Genomic DNA, 15,671 nt, shown 5'->3' with positions numbered 1-15,671 from the left:
CCCTTATTTTTAAAAAAATAAGGGTGTGCTTTTTTTAATTTCCTTGCGGAGAAACAAGAGTAAATGTATCTTTCAACTCACTATCGTTTATTTTAATATTTGCCTTTTTTAATTCCTCTTGTAACAATTTTTTGCTGAATACAGGATCAGCAGTACGTTCTTCCTCTAAGTTTTTGCGAATAGAGTTTTTTACTTCATCGTAAGGTTTTAAATCTTTTTTATCAGTTAATTTAATAACGTGATAACCGTTTGATGATTTTACGGGGTTGCTAATTTGTCCAACATTTAGTTTGTAGGCAGCCGTTTCGAATTCAGGAGCCATTGTACCTGAATTGAAGTATCCAAGGTCTCCGCCTTTATCTTTTGATAGTAGATCTTGTGATTCTTGTTTTGCTAATTCTTCAAATGAAGCACCAGCATCTAGTTTACTCTTTATTTCTTTCGCTTCATTTTCGTCACTTACTAAAATGTGACTCGCTTTAATTTCTGGCTTATAGTGGTCTTTTACGTCTTTCTCTGTAATGCTTTTCTTAATCGCTTCATTCATAGCAAGTTTGAACTTAATTTGATTTTTAAAATCCTCTTCATCTTTTAAACCATTATTTTCTAATACTTTTTTGAATTGATCTCCATATTGTTTTTTTACTTTTTCTACTTCTTTATTTACCTCTTCATCAGGTACTTTATATTTTTTTGTGATGACGTCTTGTGCCATCATTTCGTATAGCATGTCTTTTCCGTAACGATCTTTCAATTGTTTTTCGAAGTTATCCTTTGTAATGGTCGAGTCTGTTGCTGTAGCGACTGTAGCTGAGCCATTTTTTTGTTCGCAAGCAGATAGCATCAATATACTTATTAGTGCAGTAATAATGAAAATATGTTTCCCTCTCATGCCAACACCTCATCCGAATATGTTATCGCTATTGTAGAATATAGAAGTGAACATGAAGTGAATTTTTAATGTTTTTTTCCTTTAAAATGTAAAAAAGTACATCAACATAATTGTTGATGTACGATGGAATCAAAGGTGATCGGTCTTTTTAGAGTATGCACGTTTACCTTGCTCTATATTTTTTTGTTCTTGCTCATTTTTTTGTGCGCGTTTTGCATTATTATCGCGTGCTTTTTTGTCGTTATCACTCGTATGTGGCATATGTATCAACTCCATTTCTAAACGTTGTACGTTTATCATTTCCTTTTTCGTAAAGACTATGTATAGCGGTGCATTTATGAAGGGTAAAGGTGGATTCCAAATGGATTTGAAGTTGAATTATACTGAACTTATAAAGAAGTTAATCGTTGTAATCATCGCAGGTTTATTAAACGCGATTGGGATGAATTTATTTTTAACGCCAGCAAAAGTGTATGCGAGCGGCTTTGCTGGATTGTCTCAATTATTATCACAAATATTAGGTGATTTTTTATCGATTCACATATCTACGGGAGTATTGTTTAGCTTATTTAATATTCCTGTCGTTATTTTAGCGTGGAAAAAGGTTGGAAAGGCCTTCACCTTTTTTAGTTTTCTTTGTGTTATATTTATGACTCTGTTTCTAGAAATCATCCCTGTTAGAGCGGTTTCGAATGATATTATATTAAATGCGATTTTTGGCGGGATTATTTCGGCAATTGGAGTAGGGATTGCTTTAAAGTGGGGTGCTTCTACAGGTGGATTAGATATTATCGCCATGATTTTATCAAAAATAAAAGATAAGCCTGTCGGTACATACTTTTTCTTTTTTAATGCAATTATCATTATCGCTGCTGGCTATGTATATGGATGGGAAAAAGCGTTATATACGTTAGTGACTTTATATGTATCAACGAGAATTATTGATGCAATTCATACTCGTCATGTAAAGATTACAGCATTAATTGTTACGAAGAATGGGGCGGACGTAAGAAAGGCGATTCACTCGCGATTAGTAAGAGGAATTACAACGATACCAGCAACAGGTGCTTATACGAATGAAAATAAAGAAATGTTAATGATGGTTATTACCCGTTACGAGTTATACGAATTAGAGAGGATTATTAAACAAGTGGACCCAGGTGCATTTACAAATATACTGCAAACAGTTGGGGTGTTCGGATTGTTTCGGAAAGATTAAAGAGGACCAAAGTTGGTCCTCTTTTTTAATGTACATTCGTAATGTTTTGCAATTGCTCTTGCATTTCACGGAGCTGAACTTTTTCAGCAGTTGAAGAGTTTGCGTAAGCGGATTGCAAAGCATTTTTTGCTCTATACACGAGATCTTGTTGCTCAGTACCGCTTGAACAAGATACGGCATTTTCAACAGCATCTCTAGCTTGTTGGAATAGTAAGTTCCCCATTTAAACCCCTCCAAAAGAAGAGTTACTTCTTGCCTTTTCTGCCTCAGCTAATGTACCTCTGTACGGGAATCTTGCATCATGCTTCATAACAGCATCGGCTCCTTGTTGGATAAAACGTTTTGATTTGTTCTTTTTACCCATTCGAAAAACCCCCTTTATTTAGCTGAAAACAATCGACGCGATGTCTTATGCGTCTACTTATAGTATGGGCATTTGGCAGGAAACTATAAGTAGGGAATTTTTAGATTACAACCCAAGAACCTCTTCTAAATATAAAGCAATACCATCTTCTTCGTTCGTTAACGTAGTATGGTTTGCGAGTGATTTTAATTCAGGGATGGCATTTCCCATTGCGATGCCGTGACCAGCAAATTCAATCATTTCAAAATCATTATCTTCGTCACCGAAAGCGATAATTCGCTCTTGTGGAATGTTGTAATGACTAGAAATTTTTTGTAATCCGACCGCTTTATTTAATCCGCTTTTTACAATTTCAATAATCGGCCAAGGTGCACCCCATTTTCTATGGTCGATTACTTCCGCATGCATATCAGTTAAATGTTGACGAATTGCAGTAGAATGCTCGTCATGTGCGTCAATTAATAAGCAAGTTGGATGGTCATTTAAAATATTTAATAAGTCTCCTGTAAAAATCTTAGGAGAACCGAATTCGAAAATGTGTTTTTTATCTTCATCAATTTCACGAACATACACATCATCCATAACTTCAGCGTATATATTTTTTACGCCGAAATCAAAACAAGCTCGTACAATTTCTTGCGCTGTTGCTAGCTCAAGAGGAGAGTGATGTATACCCCAGTTTGAATCAAGAGGATGGTGCACGTACGCACCGTTAAAGTTTACGATAGGTGTATTCAGACCTAGTTCTTTATAGTAATCATAACTAGCGCGGAATGGACGTCCTGTTGAAATAACGACAACGTGTCCTTGTTCCTTTGCTTTTGCAATTGTATGTTTCGTTCGAGTGGAAATTATTTTGTTGTCTGTTAATAAAGTGCCGTCTAAGTCTAATGCGATTAAATGTTGTTTGTTCATAATTTCACCTCTTATAATAATTTTTTTGTTTCTATCTGTATTTCCGTTTTTAATATGCAGAAATAAGAGGTTAGACTGGGTGAGACCACCATAGATGGAGATTTCACTATATATCCATCTTACGTCGCGAAGTACTACGGTGTCTACTATTTCTCGTTGGAAATTAAGAAAAGTCAACATCTTTTTAGAAAGTTCAAATAATATTTCTTTCATTATGTACAAAATGTGAAAAGGGTTACATTGCTCGTATGATGAGGCATATAATGAACATGTAATCTTCTCGTATATGTTTGACTCTCCTTTGAAACTAGCCTAGAGTAGGTTGGTTTCTTTTTTTCTACAGATAGGAAAGGAATTCCTTCCTAAGCTTGTGTCATTCATGTATATGTACAAGAATGAGATGTAGTACTTGTTTCCTAAACATGACAGAAAACCTTTCTTTTAAAATGGATATACTAATGAGGCAAGACGTCATGGAAGGAGAATGAAGATGGGACAAAATCGCAGGTTTCGTTCTGGACAAAAAGCGCCAAATGATGGCATTTACGTAGAAATTGGTGAAACGGGAAGTATGGTAAAAAATCCGCAAATGGTACAATTAACTGCCGGTGAAAAGTTTCCAGATAACACGAATCATAACCGCCAGTGGACATATAAAAGAAAACCGTAACAGAAGCCGCAATCTTTATTGCGGCTTTTTTGTTGTTACATAATGTAGTTTCATTTATCGTACTTTTTTTAATAGCATAATGAATGCTCCTTTTTTCTTTTTCCAATAATAAGTTTGAAAATGCATAGGCGAATTTATTGTATAAAAAAGTCAGTTGGCGTATAATTAAATCAAAAGTCAAAGAAAGTCAAACATTTGGAGGGCTGTAAAGATGGACTTAAATCAAATGACAACAAAAACACAAGAGGCGATTATGAGTGCCCAATCTTTAGCGGTATCTCATCATCATCAAGAAGTAGATACTGTTCATCTCTTGTTTACATTATTAGAAGAGCAAGATGGGTTAGCAGTGCGTATTTTTCAAAAAATGAATGTCGATATAGAAGCGTTAAAGCAAGGCGCCGAAAGTTTAATTAAGAAAAAGCCTTCTGTAACGGGAAGCGGTGCAGAAGTAGGCAAATTATATATAACAGGTGCTCTGCAACAACTATTTGTAAGAGCAGGAAAAGAAGCAGAGAAATTGCAAGATGACTACATTTCAGTGGAACATGTATTGTTTGCTTTTTCTGAAGAAAAAGGCGATATCAATCAATTATTTACAAGATTTCATATTACGAAAGATAACTTATTACAGTCTTTAATGACAGTTCGGGGGAATCAAAGAGTGACTAGTCAAAATCCAGAAGCAACTTATGAAGCGTTAGAAAAATATGGCCGTGATTTAGTGGCAGAAGTGAGAGCAGGGAAAATTGATCCTGTTATTGGCCGGGATAGTGAAATCCGACGTGTCATTCGCATTCTTTCACGTAAAACGAAAAACAACCCTGTTTTAATTGGTGAGCCAGGTGTTGGTAAAACAGCAATCGTTGAAGGGTTAGCGCAGCGTATTGTGAAAAAAGATGTACCTGAAGGGCTAAAAGATAGAACGATCTTCGCGTTAGATATGAGTGCGCTCGTAGCTGGTGCGAAATTCCGTGGTGAGTTCGAAGAGCGTCTGCAAGCTGTATTAAATGAAATTAAAAAGAGTGAAGGGCGTATTTTATTATTTATTGATGAACTTCATACAATCGTTGGCGCCGGTAAAACAGAAGGTGCGATGGATGCAGGGAATATGTTAAAACCGATGCTTGCTCGCGGTGAACTACACTGTATTGGGGCGACGACATTAGATGAATATCGTAAATATATTGAGAAAGACCCGGCGTTAGAAAGACGTTTCCAACAAGTATTAGCAGAAGAACCAACTGTTGAAGATACAATTTCCATTTTACGTGGTTTAAAAGAGCGTTTTGAAATTTATCATGGTGTAAATATTCATGACCGCGCGATTGTAGCAGCATCAGTTTTATCAGATCGATATATTTCGGACCGTTTCTTACCAGATAAAGCAATTGATCTTGTCGATGAAGCGTGTGCAACAATTCGTACAGAAATCGATTCTATGCCGACAGAATTAGATGAAGTAACGCGTCGTATTATGCAGTTAGAAATTGAGGAAGCAGCTCTTGGAAAAGAAACAGATCGTGGTAGCCAAGAACGTCTTAAAACGTTGCAACGTGAACTATCAGATTTAAAAGAAGTTGCAAGTGGTATGAGAGCGAAATGGGAGAAAGAAAAAGAAGACATTCACAAAGTTCGTGACTTACGTGAACATTTAGAACGTCTGCGCCGTGAATTAGAAGAAGCAGAAGGTAATTACGATTTAAATAAAGCAGCCGAACTTCGTCACGGGAAAATTCCAGCAATTGAAAAAGAGTTAAAAGAAGCGGAAGAAATGGGCGCGCATAATAAACAAGAAAATCGTTTATTACGTGAGGAAGTAAGTGAAGAAGAAATTGCAGATATTGTTTCACGCTGGACTGGTATTCCTGTTGCTAAACTCGTTGAAGGTGAACGCGAGAAATTACTACGCTTAGAGCAAATCTTATCAGAGCGTGTCATCGGACAAGAGGAAGCAGTAAGCTTAGTATCAGACGCGGTTCTTCGTGCTCGCGCTGGTATTAAAGATCCGAACCGCCCGATTGGTTCCTTCATTTTCTTAGGCCCTACGGGTGTTGGTAAAACAGAACTTGCAAAAACGTTAGCGCAGTCTTTATTCGATAGTGAAGAGCAAATGATTCGTATTGATATGTCTGAGTATATGGAGAAACACGCAGTGTCACGCTTAATTGGTGCACCTCCTGGATATGTAGGATATGAAGAAGGCGGTCAATTAACAGAAGCGGTAAGACGTAAACCATATTCCGTTATTTTATTAGATGAAATTGAAAAAGCACATCCAGAAGTATTCAACATTTTATTACAAATGTTAGATGATGGACGCATTACAGATTCGCAAGGACGTACAGTGGACTTTAAAAACACAGTTATTATTATGACTTCAAATATTGGATCTGCTCATTTACTAGATGGATTAGAAGAAGATGGCTCGATTAAAGAGGAATCAAGAGACCTTGTAATGGGGCAATTAAGAGGACATTTCCGCCCTGAATTTTTAAACCGTGTTGATGAAATTATTTTATTTAAACCTCTTACAACGAATGAAATTAAAGGTATTGTTGATAAAATTGTAAAAGAATTACAAGGGCGTTTAGCTGACCGTCACATTACAGTAGAATTAACAGACGCAGCAAAAGAATTCGTTGTAGAAGCTGGCTTTGATCCGATGTATGGAGCTCGTCCATTAAAACGATACGTACAACGTCAAGTGGAAACGAAATTAGCGCGAGAATTAATTGCAGGAACAATTACTGACAATAGTCACGTAGTTGTCGATGTAGAAAATAACGAATTAGTTGTTCATGTGAAATAAAAATAAAAAAGAGTTCGGATAAAATCCGGACTCTTTTTTTAGTGTTGTTCTACTGGCTCGTTTGGAATTGCAGCTGAAATCGCTAGTACTAATATAGCAAGAACAACTGAGAAAATAGACGCTTGGTTAAAGTCGTATGTACCGCCAGTCATAGAGCCGATTACATAGCTCATCATATGTACAAGTAAGAACGACCAAATTAATGCCCAAATGAAACGCATATTTTACACCTCTATTCGTTCAATCTGTCCTTATTGTAACACAATTGAAAAAAGAATATAGAAAAATATTTGTAGATTTTTCAACGCAAATTTGCATTCCGTTCATACATTATAAAAGAGTGGTTTTATATGTTTAGAAAATAAGGCGGGGGAAAAATGAGTATTACGGAACGTTTTTTTTACTTAGAAAAAGAACCATGTGTCATTTATTTACCGGAGAAGCCAAATGGATTTTCGGTTATGCTCCTCGGTGATTACAACTACTTTATTGAGAATGGTACAAGTTTATGGACACAGCATGCGGGAAGATCTTATTTTTTACATGGCCTTATTGAGGAAGGCTACACAGTCTTTTCTTCTAATTTATACGGAAGGCACTGGGGAAACGACCAATCTGTTCGTCTAGCAAAACGTTTATATGATGTTGTTTTGAGAAAAGAGACGTTAAATGCGAAAATGCACATAATGGCAGATGGTATGGGTGCGCTTGTAGCACTTGAAATGATGAACAAATACCCTGAATGTATTCGTTCTGTCATTATGTTGAATCCATGTTTAGATTTACCAGAATATGTGGAATTTGAGAAAGAGCATAAGTTTTTTTACAAAAGATTAGTGAAGGAATTAAGTTTGGCGTATGATGCCAAAGAAGAAGAGTTAGATTTAAAAATAAATAAGAAATCATTTACGCTTCTGCCATCTTGTGTACCTGTCAAAGTTTTCGTATCAACACAAGAAAAAAGAGGAAGAAAACAACAGTTGCGTAAATATGAGAAAATGAGGCAATTAAATCAATGCGATACTTCTGTCTTGTTCCATCTGCAAGATGTGAAATATAAAATGGTTAGGCAAACGACTGATTTCTTTAAAAAATATGAAGAAGAATTGTGAAGCTCCCATATACATAAATGAGGAGCTATTTGTTTCAAGGAGAAAGGGTTGGTGGTATGGAACGCGTGCTGATAATAGGTGCACTTACGTTTGTAGGTTATCACCTTGTGAATAAAATGATCGCAGAAGAAGTAGAAGTGTATGGTCTTGATTTTGATGAATTCAATAGTATGACCAAAATTAATGAAGAGAAGTTATTGTTAATTGGGCGAAATGCGTTATTTACGTATTATTCGATAAGAGATGAAGATGGATGGAGATTAGTAGAGGAAGAGAGATTCGATACTGTTTACTTTTGCTTATATGAGCCAAATCAGCAATGTGGATTTCGGAATGAAAGAGTCATATTACAATATTTAAAGCGAATTATAAGAATGTGTGAAGAACAAAAATTGAAGTTAAATTTAATTTCTTCTATTGAAGTAGGTAGTACAGATGAATCGGAAAATAAGCGCATATTTTTGAAAGTAGAAGAAGGATTGAAAAAAGGGGATTTACAATATAGTGTATTTCGAGTTCCTACATTATATGGACCGTGGCAACCGTCTTTTATGATGTATCATCAGCTCATTTTATCAGAACTGGATGAGAAAGAGTGCTATTATGCGAGTGAGGAAAACGGAAGTGATCTACTGTACGTGGAAGATGTATGTGAATACTTATGGGAAAATGGAATGAACGAGCAGCATCTCGGTATATACAATTTGCTTAGTGGTAAAAAGTCATTATGGAAAAAAGGTATGAACCTTTTACGCGCGGATGATAAAGTAAATAAAAATAATAACGAAGTAAGAGATGAGGCTATCGAGGTAATTTCGATAAAAAGAAATACTCCGTTAGAATACGGTTTAAATAAGCAACTGGCACACATGAAAAAATATAAAGAGTTATACGAAGGGTAGCACGCGTGTTACACTATTGTATGTGAAAGTTTTAATGGAGAGGAAGAGTATAATATGAACGAAAAAAGCATGCAGTTTTTACAAATCGCAATGAAGCATTTACCAGAAGCAAAGGCCATTTTAGATGATAATGGAATTGCGCTTGATATGGAGAAAGCACAACCAGTATTAGAGTTATTGATGAAAGTTATGAACGAAGCATATGAGCTTGGGAAAGCAGATCAACAATAAAACCCTTTCTTTTTGAGGAGAAAGAGGCTCGAACCGTCGAGAGAAGCGGTTCGAGCCTTTTTATATTTCAAAAGAAACAGGGAAGGTATGTTTCTGTTTCTTTTAATAAACAATAAAGTGAATAATGCCTAGCTTTATGTTTTAGCTGAAATATATTCTAGACAAAAATACATTTATGTTTTAAAATTAGTACCAAGTCATAATAATTGATATAAAACGGAGGGCTGCGATGTGAACGTGGGCATTTTAGGGATCGGAAGATATGTGCCGGAAAAAGTAGTCACAAATCACGATTTAGAGAAGATAATGGATACATCCGATGAATGGATTCGTACGAGAACGGGAATTGCCGAAAGACGCATTGCCGATGATACAATAGATACTTCGTATATGGCCGTAGAGGCTGCTAAAAAAGCACTTGAAGATGCAGGGGTTAGCGGAGAAGATATCGATCTTATTTTGGTGGCGACAGTAACACCAGATCGTGCGTTTCCAGCAGTAGCTTGTGTCATTCAAGAAGCGATTGGAGCGAAACATGCAGCTGCAATGGATGTAGGTGCAGCATGTGCTGGTTTTATGTACGGAATGATTACAGCGCAGCAATTTATTCAAACGGGAACTTATAAAAATGTATTAGTAGTTGGTAGTGATAAACTATCTAAAATTGTAGACTGGAATGATCGAAATACAGCGGTACTATTTGGAGACGGAGCCGGTGCTATCGTAATGGGAGCTGTTTCAGAAGGAAGAGGCGTTCTATCTTTCGAATTAGGAGCAGACGGAAGTGGCGGTAAGCATCTTTATCAAGACGAGTATGTTATGATGAATGGCAGAGAAGTGTTTAAATTTGCCGTTCGTCAACTTGGTGAATCTTGTCTTCGCGTGCTGGATAAAGCTGGTCTTACGAAAGAGGATGTGGATTTCTTAGTACCGCATCAAGCGAACATTCGTATTATGGAATCTGCAAGAGAGAGATTAAATTTACCACAAGAAAAAATGAGTATGACAATTGAAAAGTTTGGTAATACATCAGCTTCTTCAATTCCAATTGCAATGGTAGAGGAATTGCAAAATGGACGTATTCAAGATGGTGATTTAATTATACTTGTTGGTTTTGGCGGCGGATTAACATGGGGAGCAGTTGCTCTTCGTTGGGGTAAATAAGGACTGAGAGAAAAAAAGGAGTGTATTTTGTATGGAAAAAAAGAGGGTCGTAATTACAGGGCTAGGAGCTGTTACACCGATCGGTACAGATGTTGAAACAGCGTGGGAAAACATTAAAAAAGGTGTATCTGGAATCGGACGACTTACAAGAATTGATCCGGAACTATTTCCAGCAAAAGTAGCAGCAGAAATTAACGACTTTGAAGTCGAGAAATATATTGATAAAAAAGAAGCGCGCCGTATGGATCGCTTTACACAATATGCAGTAGCAGCAGCGAAAATGGCAGTTGCAGATGCAAAGCTTGAAATTACAGAAGAAAACGGACCTCGAATTGGTGTATGGATTGGATCTGGTATTGGCGGTATGGAGACATACGAAGAACAATTTAAGATTTTTACTGAGAAAGGTCCGCGCCGTGTGAGCCCATTCTTCGTACCGATGATGATTCCAGATATGGCAGCAGGTCAAGTATCAATCGCAACAGGAGCGAAAGGAATTAACACTTGCTCTGTAACGGCTTGTGCATCTGGTGCAAACTCAATTGGTGATGCATTTAAAGCAATTCAGCGTGGTGATGCTGATGCAATGATAACAGGCGGAGCTGAAGCGCCGTTAACAAGTATGGCATTCGCAGGATTTAGCTCAGCGAAAGCATTAACATTTAATGAAGACCCAGCAACGGCTTGCCGTCCATTTGATAAAAACCGTAGCGGTTTCGTAATGGGTGAAGGTTCAGGTATTTTAATTCTTGAAGAATTAGAGCACGCATTAGCTCGTGGTGCTCACATTTATGCGGAAATCGCTGGTTACGGTGCAACTGGTGATGCATTCCATATTACAATGCCGGCTCCTGGTGGTGAAGGCGGCGTGCGTGCAATGCGTCAAGCTTTAGCAGATGCAGGTCTACAGCCAGAAGATATTGATTACATTAATGCGCACGGTACAAGTACGGATGCGAATGAAAAGTATGAAACGATGGCAATTAAAGAAACGTTCGGTGAGCACGCGTACAAAGTAGCAATTAGCTCAACGAAATCAATGACAGGTCACTTATTAGGAGCAGCTGGTGCTGTTGAAGCGATCTTCTCAATTAAATCAATTACAGACGGAGTAATCCCTCCAACAATTAACTATGAAACACCAGATCCAGAATGTGACTTAGATTACGTACCGAATCAAGCGAGACAACAAGAAGTAAATGCAGTATTAAGTAACTCACTAGGATTCGGTGGTCATAACGCAGTATTAGTATTTAAATCGTATAAATAATAGATGAAATAAGGAGTTTTTTCGTAGCATATTACGAAAAAACTCCTTATTTATTTTTACGTCTTTTTCTCTTGTAGCATATACATAAGAAAAAAGGAGGGATAAAGATGGGGGTTATTGAAACAGCTGAATGGCTACATTTATATTATGGACGGCCAGAAAAACTTTGTGAGAAATTTACGAAGTATATTCCGTTGCCAAAAGAAAGGTTGTATCGCTTTTTAATTTCAAAAGGGATGTATCGTCCGGTCATGCATGGGGAAAAGGAAATTAAAGAATTAGAGGAAAAGGAAATTTGGAAAGAGTTGAGCTTGGAGTATGATAAATTGAAAAATTGGTTGAAAGGTCCGGATGTCCCTGTCTTTATTTTATTATCAGATGCCTATAATCGAACTGTACAAGAAGAGTATAACGGTAGAGCTGGATTCTCTATGCGTCATGTTATTTTCTTATTTGTATGTGGACGGAATTCGGTGGAAGAATTAAAGGTGTTATTGGCGCATGAATATCATCACATATGCAGGTTACATCAAATTGAGACGAAAGAAACAGAATATACATTACTTGATACGATGATTATGGAAGGGCTAGCTGAGCAAGCGGTAACGGAAAGATATTCAGAAAAAAACAATGCACCGTGGACGATGTATCTTTCAAAAGAAGAGGCTATTTATTATTGGAAAAATGTTGTACATGAAAGAATAAGTATAAAACGAGGAACAAGGGAGCACGACATCTTATTAAATGGATTTCACTCTTATCCAAAGATGCTTGGCTATGCGCTTGGATTTCATATTGTCAAAGATTGTGTAACATTGGAAGGAGAAGATACACTTTCTTTATTATCTATAGATGCAAAAGAAATATTGAATAAAGCAAATACATTTCATATATAAAAAAACAGGAGCTCTATTTCCTGTTTTTTTAGTATTAATAGAAGAAAAAATAATAATTAGAATATATTTCCTTAGGTGGAATAAAGTTAAGAAAAATTGAACATAATGATTGATACAAACAGTAGTGAAGTGAGGGGTAGTGAATGTTATATCTACATGATGTATGGGTAAATTGGTTTGAAGGTGAAGAGAATGGGTATAACGTTTGTCATTTTTACGAATGGCGGAAAGATGATACGATTGAGCTATTAGATCAAGTGCCATTATTAAAAGTAGATGCCACATTATATCATTACATCGAGGACGAATTGTTAGAGCTTCCGCAAAAATTGTTGGAAGACGTACATCATAAGGCTTATATTCGTAAAAATCATGAACGTTTGCAGCAAGAGTATTGCTTTGTTGTTACAGATGGAAAAGGAATTATTGCGATTGATACAATTGGTTACAATGTACCTATTCGTAAAAGCAGACTTATACCACGGCAAGAGCAGATGGTATATGAGATGGTAGAAAACGTACAAGCAGAAAAGTATGAGTTCCAAGTAGAAGAAACAGAAAAAGAACACCACATTTTATCACCATCGCCTTTCATTATGAATGGCTTGACTCGTAAAGAAAGACAACTAAAACAATTATTATTTATGGCGTTAGATCAATTACATACAACGAAAAATACAGCGGAAATTCGCTATTGGTACACAGAGTGGGATCCGTCAGCATATGGAACGGTCCAACATATGGAATTTGAAGATATTTGGGCAAGACTATATGATGAAGCGAAATCAGGCTGGTCTGAGAAGCACGAACAATTATGCGAGCGCCTTGTAAAAGGACAGCCGTTTTTTGAAAAGTTATGGGAAATGGAAAATGAGCAAAAGGTAAATTAAAAAACCGCCAATTGGCGGTTTTTTAATTTGGTGAAATCCAGCTCCAGCGGCAAGAATGTTCGGTGGCTTCGCGCCTTCCTGCGAGGCAAAAAGCGCCTTTACGTCAGGAGCTCCATCCCCCTCACATTCTAAACGAGCCGCTTCCACTTTATATGTAATTTAGCTCCGGCTCCTAGCCCTTCGCGTCTAAGAACCTTCCCCACGAGAAGGTAAAAAGCACCTTCTGTGGGAAAGAACTTTAGCCGTCAGGGCTAAGCAGTCGCCTCCGCTTTTTATGTTACCTACGTTTTCTGCTTAGTCCCATTGCGTTTTCTACTTTGCGTAGTTGTTTGAATGCAACGCGGTTTGCTTTTTCGGCACCTTTGTCTAGAATTTCGTCTAGTTCTGGGGAGCTGATTAGTTCGTTATATTTGTCTTGGATTGGGCGAATTGCTTCTACGACTACTTGTGCTAAGTCGCCTTTGAAGTCGCCGTATCCTTTTCCTTCGTACATTGCTTCTATCTCTTCAACTGTTTTTCCTGAGAATGAAGAGTAAATTGTTAATAGGTTAGAGATTCCAGGTTTATTTTCTTTATCGAATTTCACGATACCTTCTGAATCTGTTACAGCACTTTTAATTTTCTTTTCAATTGTTTTTGGTTCATCAAGCATACTGATCATTGATTTTGGATTCGGATCAGATTTACTCATTTTTTTCGTAGGTTCGGTTAATGACATAACGCGAGCTCCTACTTTTGGAATACGAATTTCAGGAACTATGAACACTTCACGGAAGCGTTTGTTGAAACGCTCTGCTAGATCACGTGTTAATTCCATATGTTGTTTTTGGTCATCACCAACAGGTACGATTTCTGTGTTATAAAGTAAAATATCAGCAGCCATTAATGGTGGATACGTAAGTAATCCAGCTGGAACTGAATCTCTACCTGAAGCTTTATCTTTATATTGTGTCATACGCTCTAATTCTCCAACGTAAGCAACAGATTGCATGATCCATCCTAGTTGAGCGTGTGCAGGTACTTCTGATTGTACAAATAAAGTAGCTTTTTCAGGATCGATGCCGCATGCTACATAAAGTGCAGCAAGACTACGAATGTTTTTGCGAAGTTGTATAGGATCTTGAGGTACTGTAATGGCATGTTGGTTTACAATACAGAAATAGCAATCGTGTTCGTTTTGAAGCTCTGTAAATTGCTTCATAGCCCCTAAATAGTTTCCAAGTGTAATCGTTCCGCTTGGCTGAATACCAGAAAAGATAACTGACATAATTATTTCCTCCTAAATTTGAATGCGTGATAGGGAAGAGAAGGCAAACAAAAAAGCCCATTCATCCCAAAAAACTATAGGGACGAATGGACCGCGGTACCACCCTAATTATTTCACTACTGTGAAATCTCTCTAATCCATAGTAACGTCTGGATATAACGCCAAGGCCTACTACTTTCGGTTCGGTTTGGTGCTCAAAAGCCCATTCCACATTGTACAATTACTTGTTCACACCAGCCACAAGCTCTCTGAAATTGTTTCAATATGTACTCTTCTTTATCATCGCATACATATAAATTTATTTATTGTTAACTGAGCTCTTTTAATATGAAAGAACTAAAGTTTTATAACAAAATGTTTTGCTGATAATTATATCATATGGGATAGTGTTTGCAAACTACATCAAAATAGTAAAGCTAATGAGGGTCGAGAACAACCCAAGAACGATACCTGTAATACAAATTGGATATGTCCATTTGAATGAATATGTTTTATAAATACGTTCTTTCTTATCTGTAGGTTCCTCGACTTCTTCAATTAAAGAGTCAATCTTTTTGTTCGTGCCAAATACTCTCTGGAAAGCGTAAAGAGTTACATTGAAAAATCCATTTTGAAATATGAATAAAAAACCACCTATCAGAATAAAAAATAGCGCGATATAAAACGAGATGTTGACAAAGTTCAACAAAAATTGAGATGAAATGAGGAATGCACCAATACTAGAAGCAATCATCGCTATAAAAATTAGTATACAAGTATGAAAAAAAACTTTATTCAAAATATTCCCCTCCGTCAAAATATTACTAGAATTATTATACTATAAAAGCTATAATAAGTACTAGAAATAATTTTTTGAAAATTATACACAATTAAAGGTCTGATTTTAAGATGATGGTAGCAATGTTAACGTATCCCTTTACGAAAAATTAAAAATATAAACATTTTATTAAAAATTTTAACAAAAAAACAAAAAACTATATTCACAATCGTCGTATTATATGTATAATGAAAATTGTAGAAACTTGGAGATTATTCTTTCAATTCTACTTTTTAACAAGTGAGGGTAC

The 15,671-nt window shown here is 36.6% G+C and carries 18 protein-coding genes and 1 other annotated feature; of the genes, 10 read left to right on the top strand and 8 right to left on the bottom strand.

Translation table 11 applies throughout. From position 1 onward, the window contains the following. Nucleotides 1-34: 34 nt before the first annotated feature. Nucleotides 35-892 carry a peptidylprolyl isomerase PrsA gene (gene prsA, locus MR167_RS06970; RefSeq protein WP_242314251.1) on the bottom strand — a complete coding sequence of 286 codons (858 nt, stop codon included), beginning with the start codon at nt 890-892 and terminating at the stop codon, nt 35-37. A gap of 129 nt (nt 893-1,021) precedes the next feature. Beyond that, the gene (locus tag MR167_RS06965) at nt 1,022-1,153 is read right to left on the bottom strand and encodes a DUF3941 domain-containing protein (RefSeq protein WP_001120845.1); all 132 of its coding nucleotides are present in this window, start codon (nt 1,151-1,153) and stop codon (nt 1,022-1,024) included. Between the two features lie 100 nt (nt 1,154-1,253). On the opposite strand from MR167_RS06965, the gene MR167_RS06960 reads away from it, so the two are divergent. Continuing rightward, nucleotides 1,254-2,111 carry a YitT family protein gene (locus MR167_RS06960; protein WP_000364431.1) on the top strand — a complete coding sequence of 286 codons (858 nt, stop codon included), beginning with the start codon at nt 1,254-1,256 and terminating at the stop codon, nt 2,109-2,111. Between the two features lie 25 nt (nt 2,112-2,136). Here MR167_RS06960 and MR167_RS06955 read toward each other — a convergent pair whose 3' ends face one another. From MR167_RS06955 to MR167_RS06945, 3 genes are all read right to left on the bottom strand, one after another. After that, the gene (locus MR167_RS06955; RefSeq protein WP_000527408.1) at nt 2,137-2,334 is read right to left on the bottom strand and encodes a DUF3813 domain-containing protein; all 198 of its coding nucleotides are present in this window, start codon (nt 2,332-2,334) and stop codon (nt 2,137-2,139) included. Next, nucleotides 2,335-2,475 (bottom strand): hypothetical protein, encoded by a 141-nt coding sequence (locus tag MR167_RS06950; protein WP_000516816.1) that lies wholly within the window; start codon nt 2,473-2,475, stop codon nt 2,335-2,337. It lies immediately after the preceding gene. Nucleotides 2,476-2,580: 105 nt separating this feature from the next. After that, nucleotides 2,581-3,390 carry a Cof-type HAD-IIB family hydrolase gene (locus MR167_RS06945; protein WP_001041241.1) on the bottom strand — a complete coding sequence of 270 codons (810 nt, stop codon included), beginning with the start codon at nt 3,388-3,390 and terminating at the stop codon, nt 2,581-2,583. A 490-nt stretch (nt 3,391-3,880) separates the two neighbouring features. Between MR167_RS06945 and MR167_RS06940 the strand changes: the two genes are divergently transcribed. Together MR167_RS06940 and clpB are read left to right on the top strand one after the other, a co-directional pair. Then, a complete protein-coding gene (locus tag MR167_RS06940) occupies nt 3,881-4,060 on the top strand; it encodes a YjzC family protein (RefSeq protein ID WP_000531422.1) in 180 nt (59 codons plus the stop codon). A gap of 211 nt (nt 4,061-4,271) precedes the next feature. Continuing rightward, the gene (gene clpB / locus MR167_RS06935; RefSeq protein WP_242314249.1) at nt 4,272-6,872 is read left to right on the top strand and encodes an ATP-dependent chaperone ClpB; all 2,601 of its coding nucleotides are present in this window, start codon (nt 4,272-4,274) and stop codon (nt 6,870-6,872) included. Between the two features lie 38 nt (nt 6,873-6,910). Here clpB and MR167_RS06930 read toward each other — a convergent pair whose 3' ends face one another. Beyond that, a complete protein-coding gene (locus tag MR167_RS06930) occupies nt 6,911-7,093 on the bottom strand; it encodes a YjzD family protein (protein WP_106081472.1) in 183 nt (60 codons plus the stop codon). Nucleotides 7,094-7,249: 156 nt separating this feature from the next. On the opposite strand from MR167_RS06930, the gene MR167_RS06925 reads away from it, so the two are divergent. The 7 genes from MR167_RS06925 (at nt 7,250) to MR167_RS06895 (ending at nt 13,337) form a co-directional block, all read left to right on the top strand. Further along, complete coding sequence (locus MR167_RS06925) at nt 7,250-7,984, top strand: lipase family protein (protein ID WP_000028706.1); 735 nt, start codon at nt 7,250-7,252, stop codon at nt 7,982-7,984. A gap of 29 nt (nt 7,985-8,013) precedes the next feature. Beyond that, nucleotides 8,014-8,886 carry an NAD-dependent epimerase/dehydratase family protein gene (locus MR167_RS06920; RefSeq protein ID WP_000486171.1) on the top strand — a complete coding sequence of 291 codons (873 nt, stop codon included), beginning with the start codon at nt 8,014-8,016 and terminating at the stop codon, nt 8,884-8,886. Between the two features lie 54 nt (nt 8,887-8,940). Next, nucleotides 8,941-9,117, top strand: a complete 177-nt coding sequence (locus MR167_RS06915; RefSeq protein WP_001003335.1) for a ComZ family protein — start codon at nt 8,941-8,943, stop codon at nt 9,115-9,117. Between the two features lie 231 nt (nt 9,118-9,348). Continuing rightward, on the top strand, nt 9,349-10,281 hold the full coding sequence (fabH, locus tag MR167_RS06910; RefSeq protein WP_001100533.1) for a beta-ketoacyl-ACP synthase III: 933 nt from the start codon (nt 9,349-9,351) through the stop codon (nt 10,279-10,281). A gap of 31 nt (nt 10,282-10,312) precedes the next feature. Next, complete coding sequence (gene fabF / locus MR167_RS06905) at nt 10,313-11,551, top strand: beta-ketoacyl-ACP synthase II (RefSeq protein ID WP_000412645.1); 1,239 nt, start codon at nt 10,313-10,315, stop codon at nt 11,549-11,551. 107 nt (nt 11,552-11,658) lie between these two features. Beyond that, entirely contained in the window at nt 11,659-12,447 is a 789-nt protein-coding gene (locus MR167_RS06900) for a DUF2268 domain-containing putative Zn-dependent protease (protein WP_242314247.1), read from the top strand. Nucleotides 12,448-12,590: 143 nt separating this feature from the next. After that, nucleotides 12,591-13,337 (top strand): YjbA family protein, encoded by a 747-nt coding sequence (locus MR167_RS06895; RefSeq protein ID WP_000966119.1) that lies wholly within the window; start codon nt 12,591-12,593, stop codon nt 13,335-13,337. A 277-nt stretch (nt 13,338-13,614) separates the two neighbouring features. Here the strand turns inward: MR167_RS06895 and trpS are convergent, their stop codons facing one another. After that, on the bottom strand, nt 13,615-14,604 hold the full coding sequence (gene trpS / locus MR167_RS06890) for a tryptophan--tRNA ligase (RefSeq protein WP_000110979.1): 990 nt from the start codon (nt 14,602-14,604) through the stop codon (nt 13,615-13,617). 75 nt (nt 14,605-14,679) lie between these two features. Further along, nucleotides 14,680-14,896, bottom strand: a binding site (T-box leader). A gap of 105 nt (nt 14,897-15,001) precedes the next feature. Beyond that, nucleotides 15,002-15,382, bottom strand: coding sequence for a DUF3899 domain-containing protein (locus tag MR167_RS06885; protein WP_001045002.1), 381 nt, complete (start codon nt 15,380-15,382; stop codon nt 15,002-15,004). Nucleotides 15,383-15,671: the final 289 nt, after the last annotated feature.

The sequence above is a fragment of the Bacillus cereus group sp. BfR-BA-01355 genome, assembly GCF_022663675.1.
GTDB lineage: Bacteria > Bacillota > Bacilli > Bacillales > Bacillaceae_G > Bacillus_A > Bacillus_A thuringiensis_S.
Note: the sequence above shows the minus strand (reverse complement) of the source record. Positions and strands in the feature narration are given on the sequence as shown.